This window comes from Pedobacter sp. KBS0701, from assembly GCF_005938645.2.
GTDB lineage: Bacteria > Bacteroidota > Bacteroidia > Sphingobacteriales > Sphingobacteriaceae > Pedobacter.
The window spans coordinates 61,059-84,642 of the sequence record NZ_CP042171.1 but is presented as its reverse complement, the minus strand read 5'-3'; the positions used below and the strand labels follow the sequence as shown (position 1 = coordinate 84,642).

The 23,584-nt window shown below is 41.0% G+C and carries 19 protein-coding genes; 5 read left to right on the top strand and 14 right to left on the bottom strand.

Translation table 11 applies throughout. The features are described from left to right. Positions 1 to 5: 5 nt before the first annotated feature. From FFJ24_RS00355 to FFJ24_RS00345, 3 genes are all read right to left on the bottom strand, one after another. Complete coding sequence (locus FFJ24_RS00355) at positions 6 to 3,377, bottom strand: SusC/RagA family TonB-linked outer membrane protein (RefSeq protein ID WP_138820189.1); 3,372 nt, start codon at positions 3,375 to 3,377, stop codon at positions 6 to 8. 243 nt (positions 3,378 to 3,620) lie between these two features. Beyond that, complete coding sequence (locus FFJ24_RS00350) at positions 3,621 to 4,748, bottom strand: FecR family protein (protein WP_138820187.1); 1,128 nt, start codon at positions 4,746 to 4,748, stop codon at positions 3,621 to 3,623. Between the two features lie 78 nt (positions 4,749 to 4,826). Continuing rightward, a complete protein-coding gene (locus tag FFJ24_RS00345) occupies positions 4,827 to 5,411 on the bottom strand; it encodes an RNA polymerase sigma factor (RefSeq protein ID WP_138820185.1) in 585 nt (194 codons plus the stop codon). 423 nt (positions 5,412 to 5,834) lie between these two features. On the opposite strand from FFJ24_RS00345, the gene FFJ24_RS00340 reads away from it, so the two are divergent. Both FFJ24_RS00340 and FFJ24_RS00335 read left to right on the top strand, forming a co-directional pair. Next, positions 5,835 to 6,737, top strand: a complete 903-nt coding sequence (locus tag FFJ24_RS00340; protein ID WP_138820183.1) for a hypothetical protein — start codon at positions 5,835 to 5,837, stop codon at positions 6,735 to 6,737. Between the two features lie 521 nt (positions 6,738 to 7,258). Beyond that, positions 7,259 to 7,450: a cold-shock protein gene (locus tag FFJ24_RS00335; protein ID WP_138820181.1), complete on the top strand. Its 192-nt coding sequence runs from the start codon at positions 7,259 to 7,261 to the stop codon at positions 7,448 to 7,450. Between the two features lie 750 nt (positions 7,451 to 8,200). On the opposite strand, the gene FFJ24_RS00330 is transcribed toward FFJ24_RS00335, so the two are convergent. The 8 genes from FFJ24_RS00330 to FFJ24_RS00295 all read right to left on the bottom strand — a co-directional run bounded on the left by FFJ24_RS00330 (position 8,201) and on the right by FFJ24_RS00295 (position 15,152). Continuing rightward, a complete protein-coding gene (locus tag FFJ24_RS00330) occupies positions 8,201 to 8,572 on the bottom strand; it encodes a response regulator transcription factor (protein ID WP_138820179.1) in 372 nt (123 codons plus the stop codon). Positions 8,573 to 8,711: 139 nt separating this feature from the next. Then, a complete protein-coding gene (locus FFJ24_RS00325; protein WP_138820178.1) occupies positions 8,712 to 9,920 on the bottom strand; it encodes a sensor histidine kinase in 1,209 nt (402 codons plus the stop codon). A 1-nt stretch (position 9,921) separates the two neighbouring features. Next, positions 9,922 to 10,929 (bottom strand): serine/threonine protein kinase, encoded by a 1,008-nt coding sequence (locus FFJ24_RS00320; protein WP_138820176.1) that lies wholly within the window; start codon positions 10,927 to 10,929, stop codon positions 9,922 to 9,924. Further along, on the bottom strand, positions 10,922 to 11,341 hold the full coding sequence (locus FFJ24_RS00315; RefSeq protein WP_246862707.1) for an anti-sigma regulatory factor: 420 nt from the start codon (positions 11,339 to 11,341) through the stop codon (positions 10,922 to 10,924). The genes FFJ24_RS00320 and FFJ24_RS00315 overlap by 8 nt, the downstream gene beginning before the upstream one ends. After that, positions 11,316 to 11,723: an STAS domain-containing protein gene (locus FFJ24_RS00310; protein ID WP_138820174.1), complete on the bottom strand. Its 408-nt coding sequence runs from the start codon at positions 11,721 to 11,723 to the stop codon at positions 11,316 to 11,318. Before FFJ24_RS00310 ends, FFJ24_RS00315 begins: the two co-directional genes overlap by 26 nt. Before the next feature lies 1 nt (position 11,724). Beyond that, positions 11,725 to 12,594, bottom strand: coding sequence for an STAS domain-containing protein (locus FFJ24_RS00305; protein WP_138820171.1), 870 nt, complete (start codon positions 12,592 to 12,594; stop codon positions 11,725 to 11,727). Positions 12,595 to 12,952: 358 nt separating this feature from the next. After that, a complete protein-coding gene (locus FFJ24_RS00300) occupies positions 12,953 to 14,017 on the bottom strand; it encodes a serine hydrolase (RefSeq protein WP_138820169.1) in 1,065 nt (354 codons plus the stop codon). Between the two features lie 16 nt (positions 14,018 to 14,033). Further along, positions 14,034 to 15,152, bottom strand: a complete 1,119-nt coding sequence (locus FFJ24_RS00295; RefSeq protein WP_138820167.1) for a Gfo/Idh/MocA family protein — start codon at positions 15,150 to 15,152, stop codon at positions 14,034 to 14,036. Positions 15,153 to 15,533: 381 nt separating this feature from the next. Here FFJ24_RS00295 and FFJ24_RS00290 point away from each other — a divergent pair, with 381 nt between their 5' ends. Continuing rightward, a complete protein-coding gene (locus FFJ24_RS00290) occupies positions 15,534 to 16,337 on the top strand; it encodes a hypothetical protein (RefSeq protein ID WP_138820165.1) in 804 nt (267 codons plus the stop codon). Between the two features lie 85 nt (positions 16,338 to 16,422). After that, complete coding sequence (locus FFJ24_RS00285; protein WP_138820164.1) at positions 16,423 to 17,265, top strand: VanW family protein; 843 nt, start codon at positions 16,423 to 16,425, stop codon at positions 17,263 to 17,265. Positions 17,266 to 17,377: 112 nt separating this feature from the next. On the opposite strand, the gene FFJ24_RS00280 is transcribed toward FFJ24_RS00285, so the two are convergent. After that, positions 17,378 to 18,736, bottom strand: coding sequence for a hypothetical protein (locus FFJ24_RS00280; RefSeq protein WP_138820162.1), 1,359 nt, complete (start codon positions 18,734 to 18,736; stop codon positions 17,378 to 17,380). 230 nt (positions 18,737 to 18,966) lie between these two features. Here FFJ24_RS00280 and FFJ24_RS00275 point away from each other — a divergent pair, with 230 nt between their 5' ends. Then, positions 18,967 to 19,266: a hypothetical protein gene (locus FFJ24_RS00275; protein WP_138820160.1), complete on the top strand. Its 300-nt coding sequence runs from the start codon at positions 18,967 to 18,969 to the stop codon at positions 19,264 to 19,266. Between the two features lie 141 nt (positions 19,267 to 19,407). On the opposite strand, the gene FFJ24_RS00270 is transcribed toward FFJ24_RS00275, so the two are convergent. Then, positions 19,408 to 20,664: a serine hydrolase gene (locus FFJ24_RS00270; RefSeq protein ID WP_138820158.1), complete on the bottom strand. Its 1,257-nt coding sequence runs from the start codon at positions 20,662 to 20,664 to the stop codon at positions 19,408 to 19,410. Positions 20,665 to 20,701: 37 nt separating this feature from the next. Then, complete coding sequence (locus FFJ24_RS00265; protein WP_138820156.1) at positions 20,702 to 23,581, bottom strand: TonB-dependent receptor domain-containing protein; 2,880 nt, start codon at positions 23,579 to 23,581, stop codon at positions 20,702 to 20,704. Positions 23,582 to 23,584: the final 3 nt, after the last annotated feature.

Below are 23,584 nucleotides of genomic sequence, written 5' to 3'. Positions count from 1 at the left end.
ATGGTTTATAAGGTAAGAGAAAGGTTTGCAACAATGGTTTTAGCCTGTGGCAGTGATCCAAAATTTTGCGTATCCGGGTCTATTCCTTTGTATTTAGTCAATACCCATAAGTTTTGGGCATCTATGGAAAAGCTGAGACGCTTCCCTTTAAGCAATTTTTGTGGCAGCATATAACCTAAACTCACCGTCTGCAACCTCAAAAAAGAAGCATCTGTATAGGCCAGGTCAGAAGTTAGTATATATCCATTTGACGGCGAACCTGTAGTGGATGTAAGAATGGCATAATTACTCCCTTGTCCGGGCTGTTGCCAACGATTGTTAAAAACCTCGGTTGGTATATTTGCCATATTACCTGCAGGCACACCTGAGTAGAACGCGCTAAGCCCCATTTGATTTTTATAATATACATTGACCATCAAAGACAGATTTTTATACTGCAATCTGTTGTTCATACCCACGGTGAACTTCGGATCTCTGTTCCTGACGATATAACGGTCATCGTATCCCATGCCAGGACGGCCTGAAGGATTCGTAGAAACAGACCCATCGCGGTTATGATCCTCATAAACGTATTGACCGGTCATCGGATCAAGACCAATATAGTGCAGCAGGTAAACATCATTTACAGATTTGCCAACCACATACTGCGTTGCGTAACTGGAGAGCTCAAGGTCCGGGTAACTCAACAAAATGTTCTTGTTAAACGAGGTGTTTAAATTTAAATTCCAGCTAAAATTCTTATTCTTGAATGGCATTGCGCTGAGCGTAAATTCCCAACCGCTGTTTTGAACCACTGCCGGCCAATTAGCCGTTACCGCGCCAAAACCTGTAAATAGTGGCGTTGGATAGTTGGTTAGCTGATTACCACACCTGTTTCGGTAATAATCTACATTGAAATTAAGATCCTGTAAGAGATTTATTTCAAAGGATAAATCCAGTTTTTTATTCACCTGCCACTGAAAATTCGGATTCACGGCATGTAAACTAATTAATGGGGTAATCCCGCCATAGGTATAAACCGGAACGCCATTATTCACATTAGACCATTGACTGATGTATTGGTAATCGCCCACACCATCACTTCCCGTAAGACCATAACTTCCTTTAAATTTCACAAAATCAATAAAGGATGGGAGGTTTCTTTTAATCCAGGATTCTTCGGAGGCAATCCACGCAAAGCCTAAAGATCCAAAATTCCCATACCGTTTTCCAGGTCCAAAACGTGAAGATCCATCCCTTCTCCCGCTTAGATTAATGATGTATTTCCTGTCCCAGTTATAGTTAATCCGGCCAAATAATGCTGCGTATTTAAGCTGTCCGTAGGTATCACCCATAATCATAATGGTTGGTGCAAGTTGCAGGGAACCTAAAAGATTATCGTCCGTGTAGCCCAATCCATAAGTATTCTGTCCCGAAGTGACCGTCTTGCTAAGGGCAGTACCCAGAAAGGCTGAAAAATCGCCCTTACTTATGGTGGTATTATAACTTACTTGTGGTTCAATACTCCAGGTCTGATTATTATTTGTCCCGACATTTAAAGCTCCGGTTGGATTATTAACCGGATTTTGGGCTGAAATGGGCGATCTGCCTTCGCTCTTCTGGTTGGTGGTATTAAAACCAAAAAGGCTGGAAATTTGGAATCCGTTAAACACTTCGTAAGCAAGATTTAACTTGCCCATTACTATAGTTGCGGTTGAAGTTGATAAAGCTTTAAGCGTTCCAAACGGATAACTGTTCTGAAGCCCCACCTCATTCCACTCTTTATAATTCAATTCTCCATTACTATCATAAATCGGAGGCGCATTTGGAGGAAGCGTGGCAACTGAGGATGTAGAATTGATGTTACTGTTAGAATAGGTGTAATTAACTGCCAGCGCTGTTTTTAGCCGCTTGTTAAAGGCCGAATTATTGACACTGATTGCTGTTCCGGCAACCTGATCTGATCCGCTTACTGTTAAAATAGATGTTGAACGTGTATAACTTGGGCTGATGCTAAATTGTGTATTTTCATCTCCGCCGGAAATGGACAGGTAGGTTCTTGTCATCTGACCAGTATTTCCCCATAATTCCTTTTGCCAATTGGTATATCTTGTGGTATCCCATCCTACAATATCAGGGGCATTTTGAAGTGTCAATGGAAGTCCGTCATTTTTAAATGCCTCTTTTCTCATTTTCACATAATCCTGAGTGTTCAACATATCCCAGTAACGGGTAACCTGAGAAATCCCATGAGCAATACCCGCACTAATCTGCGTTGGTCCAGCTTTTCCTTTTTTAGTTGTAATCAGGATTACACCATTGGCACCCTTCGATCCATAAATGGCAGTAGCATCGGCATCTTTTAGCACATCAATGCTCTCAATGTCTAGCGGATTGAGGTTAAATAACGGACTTTGGCCTTGTCCTGCAGTATAACTTCCATTCTGTATAATCCCCGGAGATCCACTTTCATAACTGGCATTGCCCCCAACATTGAGATAGATTAAGGGTACACCATCAATGATGTACAAGGGTTCAGAAGGATAATCGGGGCTGATGGTACTGCGTCCACGGATTTCAACTTTTACAGTTCCATTTGCATAGCCTGTAGCCGGAGTTACATTCATTCCCGGCACTTTTCCAACCAAGGCCAGAAGAGGATTCATAACCGGCTGTTTTTCAATTTCTTCTGCGGTTACCGAGGCAATATTACCCGTTGAAAAACGGCGACTGGTTTTACCATAAGCCATCACCTGTACTTCATCTAATTTAGAATTACTCAGTTGTAATCTGATTTCAAGCAAGCGATTACCAACTCCGACTTCCTTAGTGGTATACCCCATAAAAGATACCTGCAAAATGGCATCATCGGGAACATCTTTTAAACTAAACTCACCCCTGGCATTTGTTATGGTACGGCCTTTTCCGTTTTTCACTGAAACAGTTGCCCCGGCCAGCTGCAGTCCATCTGCACCAAGTACATATCCGCGAACACCGGTATCCTTAAAAACATTCGCTATTTTTTCTAAAATGGAGGTTTCTTTTTGCCGGACAACGATAGATTTTTTGGTGATGGAATAAGTTAGGGACAGGCCTTTAAAGATTTCATTTAAGGCAGTTTCCAGAGAAGCGTTCTGAAGTTTTACATTAATCTTTATCAAACTCAGATCGGCATCTTTCCAAAAGAAATTATATCCGGTTTGCTTTTCTATGGTTGAAAAAACAGTGGTAAGTGGTGCATTATTTTGCTGGATATTAACGGTTTGGGAATATCCAACAGCCGCCACTTGCACACAGGTGACGGTGATGATGAAAAAAATCAGTTTCATAACCAAAATGGTTTTACGCATCAGCCGCCCCGACGGCCAGGCGGTTTCTGCATATGAGGATAAATTCATACGTTTGTATTGTTTGGGTTTGGATTAATTGTCAAGAATTATTTCACTATTCCGATTGATCGGATCAGGTTGACCCAAACGCAAAGTCCGGGGAAAAGTGTCGAAGCCTTCTCCGGGCTTTTGTTTCGCCTGGTTAACCTGTAATTAAGCCTAGCCGCTTTGTTGTATAGATCTTTTCATGTTGGTTGTTTGGTTTAGGTGGTTTATTATTTAGTTGATTTTATTTATCAGAGCGCCACTGGTTTACTGTAGCACAATAATTTTTCTACCCTCTACCCTAAAGTGCAGGTTGCCAAGTTCCAGTACTTTGAGCACTTCAGAGAGGGTATAGCTTCTTTCAATTTTACCGTAAAACTGTCCGCCTTTAACAGTACCTTCATAAACTACCTCTACATCGTACCAGCGGGCAATCTGCCTCATCAGGGTATGAATATCGGTATGGTCAAATTTAAAAAGTCCGTTCTTCCAGGCCACCACTTCTTCAGGTTCTACTTCCCTAACCAGAATGCTGCGATTGTTGAAAATGGCTTGCTGCTTAGGCTTAATGGTGGTACCATTTACATTCACGCTTCCCTCTAACAAGGTGGTTTTGATGTTGGGTTCGTCTAAATAAGAATTGATATTGAAATGGGTTCCCAATACCTCCACCGTCTGGCCTCTGCTGATCACTTTAAATGGTTTTGATTGATCATGAGCCACCTCAAAATAGCCTTCACCACTTAGCTCCACCACCCTGTCTTTCCCCTTAAACTGAGCAGGATATTTTAGGGAAGAAGCCGCATTGAGGATTACTTTTGTTCCTTCGGATAAGATTAAGGTATACTGCCCTCCAACCGGGGTACTAATGGTATTGTAAATTAGTTGTTGTTGTTGTGTTTCATCAGCTTCCATATAGACCAACTGGCCATCGGCAGTTTTTTTAATAACTGTATTTGCTTCATTTGCCAGTTTTCCATTTTTGGCATCTGTTAAACTAATCTGTTGACCGTTTGCAAGGGTTAATACGGCTTTATTAGAACCCGGAGCAATATCATGAGCTTTTAATTCAGCCAGGCTATCGTTGCCGCGTGTGGATTGGTTAGCACAATAAAAGATGCCCCCCCCGATTACCAAAATTATTGCTGCAGCCGCAGCAATACGCTGCCAAAGTTTAAATCGTTTTGCCGGAACTTTGACGGAGAGGATGCCAGCATACTGAAAAGTGCGCAGGCTAAGTTCCTCCGCTATGCTATCGAAATCTATTTCATCATCTTTAAGGTAAAGACTATCGGATTTTTGCATATACCAGTTTTCCAGCTTCGCCTTTTCTTCAGCCGATACCAGTCCCTGATTATATCTTTGAACCAATTCTTTTGCCTGCTGCTTATCCATATCTTTTTGAGGGTTAAGTTACAGGTAAACGGGTGAACGCAAAGTTGGGGGTAGAAGAATTTTGAAATAATTTAAAAATTAGCGTAAAAGCAGTAAAATCCCTATTCCAATTCCTATATCATTGAGTTTTGGCTTGATAGCTTTTAAGGCATTTTGAACCTGTTTTTTAACAGTTTGTTCTGAAATATTCAATTTCGAAGCAATTTCTTTATGTGAAAGATTCTCTTTTCTACTCAGCTCGAAGATTTCACGCATTTTTGGAGGCAGTTTCTGAATTTCCCTTTCCAGTATTTCCAATATCCGCTTTTCATCAATCGCATCAACCTGATGGTTTACAGGATCCGACATAAAGCTTGCAATCTCTCCAATATAATCACTTCTCACTTTATTTTTTTCGATCAGATCAAATACCCGGTTCCTGGCCGAAGTATATAGCAGGCCAGATATATTGGTATTGTGTTTAATAGATTCTGCCTTAATCCACAAATTCCCAAAAACCTCCTGCACAACATCTTTGGAGTCTTCTTCATCCCTAAGCATTTTATACACATGTGCATAGATTAGCTTCCAGTAGCGATGGTAAATTTCAGCAAAAGCCTGCTTATCTCCCTCCTTTAAAAGGGAAGCCAGTTTTTCATCCGGAAATTTAGAATAGGGAATCATGACATGAATTTATTTTCTAAGGTATAAAATTTCATGTAATGTCAACAATATACACAGGGAGCAACTAAGATATTGAGATTATTTTCTAAAAGAAAGCCCAAAGAAGGCAATGTAAAGCGAAATACTTAATCGCATTAATAGGAAAGCTTTTTTTAAATACCTGCGTTCAACTAATTTCAGACTTTTTAAGAACAAAAATCTAAAAAAATGCTTAAGTTAATGAATGGCAAGAAAACATGGTACCCTTCAGGAGGTAATAAAAGATCTTTTTTGATTACTTCCCTCAAATTTTAAAGAATTGATTCTTTTAATTTACTTTTATAAAGGAGTCAATGGTTATCCAATATTAAATTCAATAACCTATTTTACCACTTAGTTCTGTATTTTAGCTAAACTTACGTTATAAATTTGAAGATCGTTCCCATGAAACCTGCATTTTATTGTTGTCTGTTCATTGCCCTCATCACGGTCTCCTGCCGGGATAATACCCGGACAGCAGGTAATACTAAATTGAAAACAGGCAGTAAAAAAATTGCTCCTGAAAATCCCGATACCAGCGAATTAGATGGTCCTGTAACGACCACTTCATTAAATCATAAGATGAACACGGAACAGCTGCTGTCATTGGTTGGCAGCGATCGGAAAAAAGTTAAAGAAAAGCTTTTAGTCGCCTCAAAAACCGAAGCTAATGAAATTTATGACGCTTATTTAAGCGCAAATGAGATGCTGGTTGGAAAAATTATGGGATCTGAAAGCCAGTTACTCGAAAAATTTTATGAGGAGGATGCCCAAACCCAAAGCAGGGTAAAAAAATTAGGAGTGCTTTTGAAAAAATATGATCTGGATTACGATGAAATTGGAGAAGGCATAGTTGAAATAAAAACTAAAAATGATTTTTACCATAACATTTTCGAAAACTATGTTTCGGATGATTATAAAGAATATATAGCCATCAAATGTGAGGAAGATAAAGTTTCTTATAGTGCAGACGCATCCTTACTTCTATCTTTTGAAAAAATTGGGGAAAGGGTAATTGTTTGGGAAAAACTATTGGCAAAATATCCGGCATCTAAACTCAGGAATAAAATAAGGGAGCAATATCAATCTTATCAATGCGATTATCTGTTCGGTTTGGATAATACGTCAACAATAGAATATCAAAGTTCTGAAAAAGCGTTCATAAACGCCGCGAATATAGAAGAATTCAACAGATTTATGCACAAATACCCGTCGAGTCCAACCAATAGACTGATTAAAATATTATTAAAGAACTTTAAAGACGAGAAGATACGCAGTTTAATCGATGCGGAACAACAGCAATTGTGATCAGCAGATTACTTATGAATAGCATCGGTAAATTGACTCATCCCAGGCTTTTTTACCCTAAAAATTATTTTAGATACCAATATTATCAGCAATAGATTTTAAGTTTATTACCTACATCAGGTATGATCCTGAAGTATTCTTATTCTTGCGGGCGAGTATCGTGAAAATTTAAGTTAATATGAAGGAGGTTCATTTTATGGTACTGCAAACTATTTAAACCCCTTTGTTATTTAAGGTGTTAACAGAGACACCTGCAATTTGCTTTAAAGGATGGATAACGTTATCGTAACCGCAAAAGTGTCAAGGCAGCTACCCAACAAATTTTATTGGTCGCATGCAGTATATCCTAGCTTACCAGGTGAATATCACTTGACGGAAAATGGTGGATAAAGATATCCATCCCTATCATAGATAATATAGATTGGAGGGGTTGGCCAATACCCAATACCCGAGCCTTAAAACATAACGTTTTGATTTTCAATAAATTTATTTATATTTGAAAATAATTAAAATAAAATATAATGCAACAAGGAACAGTAAAATTTTTCAATGAGACAAAAGGTTTTGGATTTATCGTGCCAGCTAATGGCGATGCAGAGCTTTTTGTACATGTATCAGGCTTAATAGATAACATTCGCGAGAATGATACAGTAAGCTATGATGTAGAAGAGGGCAGAAAAGGCCTGAACGCAATCAACGTTAAGATAGGATAAGATAATAACCTTCATACATTGTTAAGAACATCCGTCCAAAAGACGGATGTTTTTTTGTTTTAAAACACTGCATTTAATTTTACATTTAGCGGCACTAATACGAATGCTAAATGTCATCCAATATACCAGACTAAAATGTAACTGGTGCTGCGCCCACCACCATCTTCTTTCATCATTAATCCCCGCTCAATAAGATTTTGTATATCCCGTATTGCGGTGTCCTGAGAGCATTTGCAATCTTCGCCCATTTAGAAGAGGTCAGCTTGCCATCGAATAGAAGCTGAGGATTTTCCCCAAACTTCGCTTCACTCAAAACTTTTCCCGGCGTCCGGGCGGTATTGGATAATGCGTGTTCATAACATCTGAGGAACCAATTCAGCCATTCGGTTATATCCAACATTCCTTGTTGGATTTGGGCTAATATGTCGTAATAGCGGCTGCGTACTAACGGTATTTGCGCAGACATACTGTAGATTGTGCGGTCTGGTCTGCCCGGGTTAATTGCATATCTGCAATGGCGCGTGCAATACCACGGTTCCATCATCGAACGGATGAAGGTTAACGAACCATAAATGTGCGATAGGTATACATAGCTATATTTTCAGCATTGCCAAAGCTATTCGCTGCAAAAGTTGCGGATATAAAGAACATTAATCTCCGCATTCGACTTTAAGACTATTTAACAGATTAAAATTAGGTCGCTGATTTATGAGAACGATTAGCCCAAATTGTCATCTACAAAATTGTGTTCTACAGTTCGTCCAGCCCTAGCTGAATTGCGACCCTCCGTGTAAAATCAGTAATATCGAAGGGCTTGCTTATAAAATCATCTGCCGAACATAGTGCTGACATTTGCGAAGCATTGTAATTTGCGGACATCATTACAATAGGAATATCTCCTGTAGATTTATCTGCCTTTAGTTTGCAACATACGTCGATACCATTACCATCGGGTAGCATTACATCTAATAAAAAGGCGTCTGGAACATGTTGTTCCAGGGCTTTATTTAAAGAAGCGATATCTGCGAAAGAGGAAACTTTCAAAACTTTTCCTTCTAATAACAGTTCAACGATTTCTCTAATGTCATCATTGTCTTCCAGTAAATAAATATGTTTGGGCATTGGTTATGTTTATGGTTATTTAGATAACCTTAAATTTGCGATTAAGTTTTTGATTCCTCAAATAGCTAGTTATTTTGCATGACAAGAGTTAATTGAATCTTAACCTTACATTGAACCGGTTCCGTTTTTATGATCAAGGTTATTGTTTGAATGGAACTGCGAGAGGTAGTGTGAAGTAAAATATTGACCCGTTTCCTATTTCGCTTTGCACCCAGATTTTGCCGCCGTGATCTGCTACTATTTTAGAGGAAATATACAAACCCATCCCCAATCCCGGATGTGAGGAAACGATGTCTTCAACCCGGTAGAATTTTTCAAATATCCTTGCTATACTGTCTTTCGACATCCCCATCCCATGATCTGAGATCTGGATCGTGATGCTACCACCTTCTTCTGATAAGAACGTGGCAACACCGATAGCTGAATTCTTATCTGAATATTTTGCGGCATTGCCTATTAAATTGCTTAATACCTGCTCGAGCCGCAATGGATCTGCCATGACAGAACACCCATCGCCAAGCTGAAGATTGATCTTGTTATTAGCGTGAACATTGGTCAGCATGGTTACGGTCTCTTCAAGAAATGAGTTAAGCTCTATCTTTATCAGGTCGTATTGAAGACTGCCGTTTTCAATCTTAGAAACATCCATTAACTGGTAGGTCAACCGGACCAGCTTGCCGGTTTGAATTTCCAGTTTCTCAACCACCTCACCTACTTTGTCTGAATATTGCCCCTTTAAAAGCCTCAACATCTGGGTATAGGCTTTAATTACCGTTATTGGTGTTTTAAGTTCATGACTTGCAACGGAAATGAATTCGTTTTTTTTCTCATCAAGTTCACGCCCCAATTTGATCTCCTGTTCCTGCGCCTGGGTTAATTGACTAAGCTTGCTATTCTTGTTTTTGATTTCCTCGTATGCATTTAGCGGAACAGCATTGATAAAATAATCCCGGAGGATTGATATTTTAGCTTCGTCGACCTTTGCGGAGCGCGGCAGGCTGAGTGCCATGGTTATCGAGTATTCCTGCCCGGTTACCTCAAAGTTGAAATCAGGCATCAGCTTTTTGGCATAAAAAAAGCCTTCATCCGTTTCTTTAAAAACATGGTCAGAGTCAAATGTAATGCCTGCATTTATTGAAAAACGGGGGAACTTTCCAGATATACATAAACTTAATCTGCCCTCGTTTGTAAAATCGATAACTGTTCTTGCCACCTCAGAGACCGCTGTGGCAAGTGTTGTTCTCGTGGCAACGGTCAGTCCGAGCTGCTCACCAATCTGCATGGACCGCTTATGTGCCAAAATCAGATCCATCTCATTTTCAAGCGTGATACCGATAATTTCTCTCATCTTAAACGATTTTGATGACAACTACGGACATATCATCCGTTTGTCTTGCATGATCTTTATATAATGCCGATGCCAGGATGGAAGGGTCGTGCTTGAGGATGCCGGGGTACTTCCCTGTCTCCCATCTGGTCTTGATACCATCAGAACACAAAACGAGCTGATTAAAATCGGAAAAATTGAAAACCTGGTCATTCATAGTTGTGGGAATATTGTGTCCGACTATTCCATTATAAGACATGTGGTTTTTTGAATTAACCGGTCCGATCCATTTAGCAGCAATATTACCAATTCCAGCTGATGACCATTCTCCCCTCTCACTATTAAAGGTAGTTACATTAGCTACAAGGCCGCGTGTTTTTCTTATTGATGTGTGCATAAACCGGAGTGTTTCAACAGGGCTGGCATCTGGAAAAACCTTGAACGCCTTAGCTGCTTCATTCACGGCAAAGTTTGCATCCGGACCATGACCCAAACCGTCTCCTAAAAATAGCTTGAAGGTTTTTCCTGATATGCGGTATGAAAAACCGTCCCCGCTTACCAGTTCTCCTGGTTTACTCAGAACCAGAGGTCTGATTATCATTCCTTTTTTAGCCACAGGCTTTTTCCCCACATAGATTCTACTTAGAAGGATGGTGCCCCATTCCGGGATGGAATATATATCGAAGGTATCAGATAAACGCTTAATACTGCCCAAACCTGCGCCAAGAGTATTGCTGGTGGACATTCCATCCTGAATCATCCTGGCAGGGTTTTTCATTCCAGGTCCCTTATCTATACAGATGAGCTCTACATAAGGCGTTCCATTTTCGTTGAAAACTCCGAACAGAATTTCTCCGCCGTCAGCATACTTAAAAAGATTGCTGGTCATTTCTGCGGCAACAATATCAACCTCTGCAATCCTTACATTATCCATACCAACTTTAACCAGTCGTTGGTGAATTTCTTTTTTTATAAGTGAAAAGTAACTTCTATCGCCCGCCTGAAGGCTTATGTGTGTTGCATCAACCATTTGCCCATTTAATAATCATCACTACTGTGCCTTCTCCGGGCTTGCTTTTTAAATCAAATTCGTTGCTGAGCCTTTTTGCACCCGGCAATCCAAGTCCAAGGCTTTTTCCTGTTGAAAAACCATCCCTCATGGCCGCGCTAATGTCGGGTATGCCAGGCCCCCTATCTGAAAAGGTCAGTCTTACCCCTGTGTCCCGGCCACGCGTCACAATTTCGACAAGACATTCGCCTCCACCACCGTATCGCAACATGTTGCGCAGAAGTTCACTTGCAGCAGTAATAAGCTTAGTCTGATTCACTAAACCCATTTTAATTTTAACTGCGACCTCGCGGATGCGGTTTCTTAATAAAACCACATCCTGTTCCTTTTGAACCTGAATATTATCTTTACTGAGCGAAGTTATCATCATCATCGGTTTCTTCTTCGTCTCCGACATCGGAACCAATCATAGACTTTAATAAATTCATACCTTTCTCGACATCGAGTGCAGTATGTACGCCCTTAAGCGGTAGCCCAAGCTCTATGAGGGTTATGGCTACTGCCGGCTGCATGCCTACCACAACAGTTTCTGCATCCAATATTTTAGACATACTGGCAATATTACCAATAATGCGTCCCATAAATGAATCGACAATGGATACTGCCGATATATCAATCAGTACTCCTCTCGAACTGGTCTTGTTAACCATCTGAACCAAATCTGCTTCAAGATCCAGCGCCAGACGGTCATACAAATCTACCTGAATGGTTACGAGAAGAAAACTTCCCATCCGGAGAATAGGAATTTTATCCATTCTATATATTATTAATTTTATTAACTGGATTTGCTTTGCGCACTTCTAATCGCAAAACCTTGAACGCATAAGCCAATGCACTGGCCAAGCTCGCCTTTGTGATAATATTGGAAAGGTCTATTCCCAGGTGTACAACTGTTTGAGCAATTTCGGGGCGTATACCACTGATTATGCATTCTGCTCCCATAAGACGGGTGGCGCTAACGGTTTTGATTAGGTGCTGGGCGACCAAAGAATCTACCGCCGGCACACCTGAAATATCCAAAATAGCAATGCTTGAACCAGTTTCTACGATTTCCTGTAATAAATTTTCCATTACTATTTGGGTCCGCGAACTATCGAGCGTGCCTATAATTGGTAAAGCCAGGATACCGTCCCAAACCCTGATTACCGGAGTTGAAATCTCAGCAATCTCATCTGTCTGTCTCAGAATAACCTCTTCACGGCCTTTGATGAAGGTTTCGAAAGTCACGATGCTCAAATTGTCCATTACCCTGATGATCTTCATGCTTTCGTCAAAAAGCTGCTTTGGATCCTTGATCTGGGTTTGTAAAACCTCAAGAACAGCTTCTTTTAAACTATGAACAAAACGACCGGTCTCACGCGGAGAGAAGCCCTGACGGGCCCTGGTTATGGCAATGCCACCCAGAATCTCTATCACAGAATTCCAGCTGTCACCATCAAGGTCTTCCAGATCGTTTCCAGATAAATTATTAACTAAAGCAGCAACCAATTCTTCTGATTGTTCCCTGAGATCTTCGTTACTGATCAGGTCTTCACGAAGACCATCGTCAGATAATTGATTTTTCATCCAGATCTCAAGGATGTTTTTTTTTTGTTTTTGTAGCAATTTTAGTGTATTAGATGACATTTTTTTTTTGAAGAATAGTTAAGGTTTTAAACTTTACACCCAACAGGATTATTGTGGAAAGATACTAATTGTTCGGCAATTTTCAATGACGCCTTGATTCGTGACATCATTAAATATTAAGTAAAAACCAAAGATAAAACAATATGAAATATTGATATAAAGACTAATGGTCTTGTTTTTATGTTGACCGCTTGAAAGTTCCCTGACAGCAAAAATTTTGATACATAAACTTATTATGGCAATTATCAAACGAATGACCTGAAAATTGCCCCAATGACGGGAACTCGCATTACACGCCATTTTTTTATATTTGGTAACAGTACTTTACCTGAATTTTCAAACTGAGTTTTCAAGGCAACTATTTTTGGTCAAAAAAAGGCAAAATGTATTTAATCATGATATCAAAAGGCAACTTTGACTTTGAAGAGTTATAGCTGTTTCCATTAAAGGATACCACCAGGTTTAATTCTCTTACCACCATGATATACTGTCCTCCATTTCCTGAAGCAAAAACAATATTGTACATAAAATTTTCAGTTTTTACTTCTTCATTATACCATGTATAAGCATAGTAAGTTGGCTGAGGAATAGCTGCACTGTTTTTGGAAATTTTCACATTGGAAAAGTCCTCAATTTTATGACGTTTTTTCGTCATAACTTTTATCCATTTTTTAGATACTAGTCTTTTACCATTGAAAATGCCATCGTTTAAGACTAATTGACCTATTTTATTCAGGTCTCCGGAAGAAATATAGAAGGAACCTGCTGTTGTTTCATGGCCCATGGAATCTTTAGTCCATTTATATTTCGTGATACCCAATGGTTTGAAAAGGTACCTATCTGCAAAATCCGAAACAGTCATCTGGGAGGCATGAGCAATTATACCACCTAAAAGCATTGCATTTATTGAGGTGTAATCCCATTGGGTTCCTGGCTTGTTTTTTAATGGCAGGTCAAGACAAAATTTTATCCAGTCCTGCCTAGTCTGCATATCATCTTCACAATCCTTGCTCCCATTCCATTCTTCGCAATCAAAGCCAGATTTCATCTCAAGCAAATTTTCAATAGTCATACTGTCTTTCAGCGTATCCCAGTTTCCATAAGGCCTATATTCAGGAAAAAAAGAATATACTTTTTCGTCGACATTTTTAATAAATCCTCTGTCAATAGCAATACCAACTAATATTCCTGCTACTGACTTAAAAGCAGAACGGGTATCGTGCAGACTATCTTTACTAAATCCGTGAAAATAATTTTCATATATCCGCTTGCCGTCTTTGGTTATCATCAGCCCATCAAGGTTAGGATAAGCACCGTTTTTTACTGCAATTGACAGATCTTCTAATTTATTTGTAGCTGTCTTTTGCCCATAAGCTGTAGAAAAAAACAGCATCAGTAAAATCAGTATAGTGAATTGGTTCATTAATCTAAAGTTTGTTTTAAACAGTTATTTTAATCTTTTTTCCTGTTTTTACAGCCTGGTAGACGGCATCAATAATTTTAAGATCTTTCAAACCTTCCTCACCGTTTACAGGAACTACCGGCTTCTTATCTTCAAAAATAATAGTTGCCATTTCATCCATCTGTACAGTTTGATGGGTAGTGATGGGTTGCGTGAGTTCACCCTTATGTGTTCTACCCTTAATCGGACCATAACCAGTAGAAGGTTGCATTTCTGCAAATCCTTTGTCGCCACTCATAAAAAATCTATCGAGGTAATTGATGTTATAACTCGACAAGCAGGAGGCTACCGCGCCACCCGGAAAACCTAATTGAAATTGTATGGTTTCATCTACACCTTCTTTAAACTTTACCGGGTCGGTCTTGGTTTCCTGGGCAGTCACCCAAACCGGCTCTTCGCCCACCATATACCTGGCTCCGTTAATGGCATAGATTCCAATATCCATCATTGATCCCCCGCCAGCAAGCGCTTTGTTTAATCGCCATTGCATAGGATCGCCAGCTTTAAAACCACATTGTCCCTGAAAAAACATGATCTTGCCAAAGTCGCCTGCATTTCTCATTCGGATCACCTCCAGCGTACGGGGTTCAAAATGCAACCTATAGCCAACCAGTAACTTTACATTTGCTTTTTTACAAGCATCAACCATCTCTTGTCCTTCTTTGGCATTCAACGCCATCGGTTTCTCGCATATAGCATGTTTTCCTGCTTTTGCTACCCGGATAACCTGACTATGATGCAGTGCATTTGGCGTAATCACATAAATTGCATCGATATCCGGATTATCTTTTACCTGATCGAAATTGTCATAGTTATAGCAATTCTTTTCAGGGATATTGTACTTAGTTTGCCATTCTTTAATTTTTGAAGGCGTACCGCTAATTACACCTACCAGCTTCGCCCTGGTACAAGCCTTCATAGCCTCCGCCACCCGGGTGCCATATCCACCTAAACCCATAATGGCTACCCGGAGTACTTTACCGTCGTAGGGCTGTTCGATCAGATCAGGGGCGTTCGCAAATACCGATATTGAACTCAATTGCAGCATCAATGCGGATGCACCCATTTTTTGTAGAAAATCTCTTCTGGTATTCATATTTATCGTTTGGCTATTTACCTATGCAGCAAAAACATTATGCAATATATGCAATCATTTATTTTTTTTCCGCTTAATTAACTGATTTACTTCATGATATCTAACACCGACCTGTTACATTTAGTTTTCATAATATGATTCGCTGCCTGGCCTGACTTACAAAATAATTGCATGATCATCTAAAAAACCTCCCGATTCCTTTTGTAACGATGCTTTTAGGGTAGCATCCGGTAAGCGGAAAAAGCCTGTAGCAGTTTATCTTAAAGGAGGATTGGAAGACCTTTCACATTTTTCCTTTATTTTAGAAAAATTAATGGCACAATAAATGCAAAAGAGCAATATAAAAACTAAAAAACGATGCTTAAGAAATTGCTCTCCCTAATGGTGCCGGTATTATTATTTTACCAGGCAGCGGCCCAACCATTTTCACTTCAGTCAACAAACGGGCCCAAGCCTTTCCGTCTTGACATTTACTTTGGCACTGAAGGCAAGGGAGCATTTGTCCAGTACCGGGGCCAGCAGGGCATCATCTCACTCCGATTAGAGACCCGCAGCAGCCATGGAAGTTTAGCGGCACCAAAAGTGACTTACGTATGGGATGAAGTGATCGAAGGAAAGGTAACCGGCAGTTACGGACTTACACAGGAAGCTGGAAAATTATCAGGAATATGGTACAAACGAAGTAAAGATGGCAAGCAGTTTCAGTTGGAGCAGATCATAGCGCCGGGAGATGAGGCAAGAATTGATAAGTATCTTCTTCATGATATACTGATCTCTTTCCGGCATACTTCAGACAACCTGCTCATCTTCAGCTATGGCGATGGCAGCACTAAAACCAGCCAGCTTCCAGGGTTTGACCATCCCGATCCCCGGCGGCTTGGTACGATTGCAGATTACAATTTCGATGGTTTTGATGATGTCGCATTTTCCATACCGGACGAGGGCATGGGCGTTTACCGGAATTTCACTATCTATCTGTTCAATCCTAAATCGAAGCGTTTTCACCTCCTGACAGAACCCAATGCAACGCAGGGAAAATGCTCGGGCCTTTGTGATGTGACATTGGATAAAAAGAACAAGCTTCTAATGTCCTCATGCCGGGGTGGCGCAACCTGGTGGACGGATGTTTACCGCTATTCCAATAGCAGCAAGCTTATTTGGGTAAGTTCAGGTAAACAGCAATAAAATAATTTATAGAAAAACACAAGACTTATTGGAGACGCAAAACCTGGAATTACATTGAGTTATCGTTTGTAATCAGATAGATTCAATGAGTAAACATAATGAAGCATTGAAAAAGAGAAAATTACTAAGTCAACGACACCCGATTTTATACTTTTTAGCCGTTTGGGCAAGACGATTCAGCCGTTATGTCGACTGGTATTTCGGCAATAAAAAATATGCGTACCAGCTAACAACCAGCAAACTCGCTTTTAGAATAAAAAAACACCAATCTGTACTGCTTAAAAAACTAGGTGAAAGCGATATGCAATTGCAGGTTAACAAAGTAACCAACTTAAATATTGCAGCGAAGAGAATTAGCGGTATACTCGTTCGACCAGGTGAGACATTTTCTTTTTGTAAATTAGTTGGTTTACCGACAAAGCGAAAGGGGTATTTAGCGGGAATGGAACTGACATTTGGCGAGGCAAGAGCAGGAATTGGTGGCGGCATTTGCCAAATCTCCAATTTAATCCATTGGTTGGTCATTCACAGTCCGCTGACGGTTACGGAACGCCATCATCATTCGTTTGATCCGTTTCCAGACGATGGACGGGTTTTGCCATTCGGAAGTGGGGCGACGGTTTTTTACAATTACCTTGACTACCAGTTTACAAATCATACAGAACACACTTTTCAAATCAACCTGTGGTTTACAGACAAATGTTTAGAAGGAGAACTCCGCATTAACAATGAACTGGATTATGCTTATCACATCATTGAAAAAGACCATCAATTTTTAAAGATAGATGGCGCGTTTTATAGAAAAAATGAAATCTGGCGAGACAAAATTCTAAAGTTTAAAAGCGGAGCAGTTGTAGAAACAGCACTCATAACCAAAAACTTTGCAAGAGTTACCTACACACCTGAAGATTTTATTGATCAGCAATAAACTATCCTCTAAGAAAGAATAGTTGCTTTCCATCGTGAAATTCCTGTAAGGCATCTGATAAATAAGTGGGAGTCTGCATTTCTGACTGAATAAATTGCAAGGCAAAATTAAGCTAAATCGTAAGTTCAATAAGAATCCCGCATATAGTCCAGATACTGCATGCAACCCCAAGCAATAAGCAGTACAATACAATATCGATTTCCTTTCTCAGCCTGATCCCAAAAACGGCAACAAACATCAGCGGGCAAGTTGCCATAAAGATGAAAATAATGGCGGCAAGGGTTTCAAAGATATCAGGGCTGTAATTTATGAGCAATGTGCTCAAACCAAGGTAGAATAGCCAGACAAAAATTGGCGAGACCAGGCATAACAGCCATTTCCAATATTGTTTGAGCACAAGTTGCTCGGGAAAAGTCTTTCTGTAGTTCTGGCGTAACACGAGGATAATACCAAGCATGCACAGTATCAGCATTCCGATTTTGATGTAGATATTCCTAATACTGTCTGCCCGGGTGTTGATACCGGTTGAGGAAACCAGCTTACCATCCCGGAACTGCTCAAGCCTGGTTCGCTCCCCATTCACAATGGTCTGCTTAATCACCGCATTGCTGGTGCTATCCTTAAAGGTCCAAATGGAGTCTTCAATGCCCATCTTGTAGAAGCCTTCAATAATCATTCTACCATTTTTTGTCCTGCTGAACCTGCCATCCAGCCGCCCGCCCTTAAACCTTAAAGCATCTTTACCCTGTGGGGTCTCAACGGTCAAAGCAGTGATTTCTCCCGGAGGCATCAGGCTCGTGCTATCTCCTATCCGCGCTAGGGCGCTAACATCCAGGTCTTTGAGGGAACGGTTCTTATTGTAATCATCGTCCATAACAGGCCGGCTAATGTACTGGTGGTTGACCTTAACAACGAGTAACGAATCTTTCCTGTAAAATTCAAATTCATCATAAAGCTTCACATCCGGAGTTACAGCCGATCGTAAAAGCACATACTGGGGATGGTCAAAAGATTGGATATACGGCCTTTGGCTGGTGGCGCAGAAAGAGAAAATGGTAACGAGGGCGATAAACGCAATGCCCAGGCGAGGCAATAGAGCGTTGCTCAACGCGAGCTGAGGCCTGCCTTTGAGATGCAGCCAGGCCAGCAACAACACCGGTAAGGCCAGCAGATCGGTAGGATCAACAGTCCGCTCAATGGGAAAGAAAGTACTCACCAATTCAATCAGTCCGGAAGAATATTCGCTTTTCCAGACAACGAACAGTATGCCGCTAAGGATAAAAATCCAGGATTTAAATTTGGGAAAGAGTGCCGACCAAAAAACCGGGAAAATAAACAGTCCACAGAAATCGGACAGCTTGCCAGTAAGCACATTATGAAAAGTAGCCTTTAGCAGGAAGTCGTTAAGGATCAAGAGCACGAGGCAAAAAATAAAAGGCAGCGACAAGAGATTTTTTAAACGGTCATACATGCTTCCTGAGGTTGTTTTTTTATTAATACGAAATTAATCGTTTAGTAACCTTTGAACGGTGCTAATCTGTAAAAATAAATAAGGTCTGGCCTGGTACATCTTCCTAAATTGCAAGAAGGATGAAGATCAAATATGCAGGGCAGACCGGATAGGCATGGCGAAAGCGCCACAGTTGAAAAAAATTATTACCTTGTTGAACAAGCAACATTTAAATCAATCACTGCATAGCAATGACCAGCACCAACAAATTCATTTTAAAGTTATCTTTTCTTGTTGTTCCCTTCATCATCTTCAGCCTTGTCTTATATGATGGTGCTTCAGGCGGTAGCATTGGTGGCGGAGGCTACGATTTATCCGGACTGGTTTATGGTTCAATGCTTTTTGCCGTAATTGTTGTATGGCTGATATGGATGTTGATCAGTTATTCCCTCAGCAAAACAGCAATAGACAAAAAGCTACACCTCAGACTACTCATAATAGGTTTAACTGCTCTTATTGCAGCCTGGTTTGTTACGCCAAAAATGTTCTAAAGGCTTTATCATTAAAGCTGGCAATGGCATTTCGCTAACGATTCGCTCCTTTAAAGATTGTTTTTTTTCTAATATTCAGCATAGTCATGGCTAACAGTTTTGTTGGTTATTGAACGGGAAACAGTTTTATTGGGCAGATTATTAATTCAGTGCCTGATAGACCAGCACTTTATATTTGTCGCTGAGCTCATTGTGTTTAAAGGGCCACTGCTGAAGAAATAAAAGTCCTGAAAGTTTTTCTTTCGGATCGGCCCAGTATGAGGTGGCGAAAAACCCTCCCCAGGAGATACTTCCTTCAGATAAGCCTAATTTGCCACTTCCCTTAACTGTTGTAAGCTGAAAACCAATTCCGAACTTATCATCACCCAATGAAATATCTCCGATCTGGTTCCTGGTCATTACATCAACAGTGTGCCTGGCCAGCAATTGCTTACCTTGATAATTCCCTTTATTGATAAACAGCTGAAGGAAAGCAGCATAGTCAGTTATGGTGGACACCAATCCGGCTCCACCTGCGAAATAACCATTATTATTCAACGGGTAATTTATCGAACTACCCGGAAATGTACCATCAACCCATTTAATTGGCTTACGGGTCTTTGCATCTTCGGTATATGCGTTTACCAATCTACTCTTTTTGGTTTCAGGCAGATGAAAATAGGTATCGTTCATGCCCAGGGGTGCAAATATTCTTTCGGCAAAGAACCTGTCTAAAGTCATACCGGATACGACCTCCACCAGCCTTCCCAGAACATCAATACTTAAACTATAATTAAAACGTTCGCCAGGGTTATATTCCAGGGGCAAAGCACCTAGTTTATTAACAGCATCAGCCAAAAGCTGCTTATGGTCTGAAAATCCGGCCTGTATACCAGCTTTGGCATAGATAGCCTGCATTTTGGCCGAACCGATCTGTGCATAACCTAATCCGGAAGTGTGCGTAAGCAGATCCCTGATGGTAATTTCGCGTTTAGCAGGCAGGGTAGTATAACTACTGTCCTTTTCGTTAAACTTATCAAGCACTTTGGGCCTGGCAAATGAGGGAATATATTTAGAGACCGGATCATCAAGCAGAAACTTTCCCTCTTCCCATAACATCATCACCGCTGTGCTGGTAATGGCTTTGGTTTGGGATGCAATACGGAAAATGGCATCTTTATGCATTGGCCTTCCTTTTTCTTTATCGTCCATACCAAATGCTTTAAAATAGGCAGGCTTCCCATCCTTCATGACCAGGCATACTGCCCCGACAATCCAGTTGCTATCGATGTAACTTTGAACCGCCCGGTCTATCCGGGCTAAACGTTCAGGATGAAAGGCACCGGAATGGACCGCCTGCTGTGCGTATATTGACAAACACGTGGTGGTAATGAAGAGGAACAGGAATATACGTTTCATAAGACCGATATTGTTAATATCAAATATAGGGAACTAATTAAAATTTATAGGAAGCAGTTAAGTAATAGGCCCTTGGTGGGTTGGAAATGGTAAAATAAGGTGTATTATTGGCTATCGCAGCATCAAACTGTGCTTTGTTAAAACTTCCCGCTCCACTTAATTGCGTTAACAGGTTGCCGGGCCTGGCCCAGCTCATTACCTGATAATTATTGAACAGGTTATTGATGTTTGCGCTCAAACTTATTTTACGCGTAAAGTTGTACCCTGCGCCGATATCAAAATTAGAGAAGGAAGGCAGGTAAAACACGTTGGGAGCGTTGGCCTGTCTTTTACCAAGATAAGACCAGGTGAGAAAAAGATAGAGTTTGTCATTGTGATAGGTGGGCGTAATCCGTGATATGATCCTCGCATTGTTATCTGTTTCGTTTCCTGAATAAGATATTTTATTGTCGTCTGCCATTCCGGGACCATTGGCTACCCAATATTCTGCCTCCACAATTTTGGAACGCTGAAAGGTTGCAACAGCCCTCAGGCTTAAGGTTTTGGTTAAGTTATAATCGCCTTCTATCTCTATCCCAAACGTGCGGTACTTGCTATACAGGGAGGGCGTGGTATACAGTGTTGCATCTGCGTTGGTAAAAATCGAGCCGTTTGGCACTCCGCTTAACATGCTGTAAAAAGGCGTAATAAATAAATCCAGATTTTTCCTGCGGGCTTTCAGGCCAAGCTCTACCTGTTCGGTGGTGCGTACTTCAGGATTTAGTAAGGCTACTGTTTCGGGCCTGTTGGCTGCAAAATACACATCCATATCCGGCGATTTTTTACCTCTTGAGTAACGGGTGTACACGGCTGTATTGTCATCGAACTTATAATTGAGTGCGCCTGAAAAAGAAAAAGTATTTAATCTTTTTTCAAATTCTACTGAGCTGACATGATCAAGGGTATTGTTATTGTAAAATGTTTTCGGATCATTATCTGTTCCTCCCTGTAAACCCGTCTTAAAGTACGTGCGCTGGTTATGTGCCTCCACTTTGGCGGTTTCATACCTTCCTCCCCAATCAAAGGTCAGTTTATCGTTAAGGCTCCAGGTTTGGCTGAAGAAAAAGGCATATTGTGCCTGCGTTACATTAAAATCGAGAAAGCCACCCGTGTCGCCGTTAGCCTGTGCAATTCCATCAGCATTGGTCACCTGATGCACCCCTGTTGTACCGCCCAGGGTGCTGCCAGTAAAGGTAAGGTTCACTAGTTTTGGCCGGTTTTCGATGGTCCCCAGCGCAACTCCGTTGATTCCGGAGAAACGGTGGGCTTTCGATCTTCCAAAATACATCCCTGCGTTAAAACTCATATTTTTAAGCTTTTTGTTAACTGCGAACTGGTTGATAACCTCATTCACCTGGTTCTCATAACTGCCCAACACAGAAAAATACAGGGAATGCGGACTTACGCTTTGTCCTGGCAATACATCTTTAACGATCGTGTATGCCGGCAAACCGCCTGGTCCGGGTGCTGCATTGATGCTCATGAGCTCAGCTCCGGTTTTAGCATCCTTGAACGAATAGTTCCCAAATCCAAGCCCGGTCATTCCTGATAGCAGGTAATAACTGCTAAAATCGGTACCACTCATAATTGAGCCGTTTGTGGTACTGTAATTAATATCATTCCGGGAGTAGCGGAAAGCGTTGCTGAGCGACCAGCCTTTGCCAAGTTGCTGTTCCCATAAGGCTCCAATCGATTTATATTTGCTTTCCACCACATTAGCTGGATTTAAAGAGATATCACCCGCTCCGATATACCGTGGGGAGGTGAAATCAAATTTAGGCATCAGGATCGTTGAAAATATATCGAATCCTTCACTTGGCCTTGGGTCTGAGAAACTGTTGGTAGGCAGTAACTGGGCATATCCGTTTTTATCATGAAGGTATTTACCGATTATTTTTAGGGAACCGGTTTTATATTTCTTTAAAAGGTTTGCCTTGATCTGTCCACCCTTATTAATCGGATAGCCCGGGTAGCGGCCGGTTTGATCATACCGGTAAAAACCACCGATATTGTAAAACCAGTTATCTTTGATCGGCCCGCCCAGATCCAGATCAACACGTGCGAGTGGATTACCGCCATCACTTCCCTGAAAGCCATATTTGGTTCTGAGCTCGCCCTCAAAGGTTTTCCCTCCGGTTTTAGAAACATAATTAAAGATTCCCCCAGGCGCATTGGCCGCCGTAACAGAGGCAGTTCCGCCCCGTACGGCTTCCAAACGGGCCAGGGTTGCATCTGGCCTGAGGAAGAAATCGGGCCCGTAACTGAAATAGGTAATATTGGTTACCGGGATTCCATCTTCCTGCATCGAAACGTATTCATACCCGAAACTGCCGTCCTGCGAACCTGCAGTGATCCCTCGTGAAGCAACACTGTTCCTGATCTCTCCATTTGATGAATTGACAAATACACCTGGTGCATTTTTTAAAAGATCGGCAGCACTTGCCGGTACAGTGCGTTCAATCTGTGCACTGTTTAAGGTGGTAATGGCGACCGAGGCATCAATACGTTTTCGCTTATCGAACATCCCGGTAACCACCACTTCATCCATCGTATTCACTGCTGTTTTCATCCTGATCTCCGCTTTAAGATTGGCGAACAAAGCTATTTCCCGGGTGATAAAACCTAAAAAAGAAACAGTTGCCATTTCCTTCGGGGCACTGAGATTGGTAAAAACAAATTCACCGTTCTGGTCGGTAGTCGTACTTCGTCCGGTTATTTTCAGTTTAATACTTGCACCGGGAACAGCATTTCCCTGTTCGTCGGTAACTTTACCTGAAAAAGTGCTGTTTTGAGCGTTGCATATACCAGCAAACAGCAACATGGCCAAAAGCATAAAAAGCTTACCGTAATTTAGATTGTTGTGTAATTTTCTTTTCATAAC

Bases quoted from the DNA above. Each gene is read 5' to 3' on its own strand.
- FFJ24_RS00355 (WP_138820189.1), bottom strand. From the start codon at position 3,377: ATGAATTTATCCTCATATGCAGAAACCGCCTGGCCGTCGGGGCGGCTG.
- FFJ24_RS00350 (WP_138820187.1), bottom strand. From the start codon at position 4,748: ATGGATAAGCAGCAGGCAAAAGAATTGGTTCAAAGATATAATCAGGGA.
- FFJ24_RS00345 (WP_138820185.1), bottom strand. From the start codon at position 5,411: ATGATTCCCTATTCTAAATTTCCGGATGAAAAACTGGCTTCCCTTTTA.
- FFJ24_RS00340 (WP_138820183.1), top strand. From the start codon at position 5,835: ATGAAACCTGCATTTTATTGTTGTCTGTTCATTGCCCTCATCACGGTC.
- FFJ24_RS00335 (WP_138820181.1), top strand. From the start codon at position 7,259: ATGCAACAAGGAACAGTAAAATTTTTCAATGAGACAAAAGGTTTTGGA.
- FFJ24_RS00330 (WP_138820179.1), bottom strand. From the start codon at position 8,572: ATGCCCAAACATATTTATTTACTGGAAGACAATGATGACATTAGAGAA.
- FFJ24_RS00325 (WP_138820178.1), bottom strand. From the start codon at position 9,920: ATGAGAGAAATTATCGGTATCACGCTTGAAAATGAGATGGATCTGATT.
- FFJ24_RS00320 (WP_138820176.1), bottom strand. From the start codon at position 10,929: ATGGTTGATGCAACACACATAAGCCTTCAGGCGGGCGATAGAAGTTAC.
- FFJ24_RS00315 (WP_246862707.1), bottom strand. From the start codon at position 11,341: ATGATGATGATAACTTCGCTCAGTAAAGATAATATTCAGGTTCAAAAG.
- FFJ24_RS00310 (WP_138820174.1), bottom strand. From the start codon at position 11,723: ATGGATAAAATTCCTATTCTCCGGATGGGAAGTTTTCTTCTCGTAACC.
- FFJ24_RS00305 (WP_138820171.1), bottom strand. From the start codon at position 12,594: ATGTCATCTAATACACTAAAATTGCTACAAAAACAAAAAAAAAACATC.
- FFJ24_RS00300 (WP_138820169.1), bottom strand. From the start codon at position 14,017: ATGAACCAATTCACTATACTGATTTTACTGATGCTGTTTTTTTCTACA.
- FFJ24_RS00295 (WP_138820167.1), bottom strand. From the start codon at position 15,152: ATGAATACCAGAAGAGATTTTCTACAAAAAATGGGTGCATCCGCATTG.
- FFJ24_RS00290 (WP_138820165.1), top strand. From the start codon at position 15,534: ATGGTGCCGGTATTATTATTTTACCAGGCAGCGGCCCAACCATTTTCA.
- FFJ24_RS00285 (WP_138820164.1), top strand. From the start codon at position 16,423: ATGAGTAAACATAATGAAGCATTGAAAAAGAGAAAATTACTAAGTCAA.
- FFJ24_RS00280 (WP_138820162.1), bottom strand. From the start codon at position 18,736: ATGTATGACCGTTTAAAAAATCTCTTGTCGCTGCCTTTTATTTTTTGC.
- FFJ24_RS00275 (WP_138820160.1), top strand. From the start codon at position 18,967: ATGACCAGCACCAACAAATTCATTTTAAAGTTATCTTTTCTTGTTGTT.
- FFJ24_RS00270 (WP_138820158.1), bottom strand. From the start codon at position 20,664: ATGAAACGTATATTCCTGTTCCTCTTCATTACCACCACGTGTTTGTCA.
- FFJ24_RS00265 (WP_138820156.1), bottom strand. From the start codon at position 23,581: ATGAAAAGAAAATTACACAACAATCTAAATTACGGTAAGCTTTTTATG.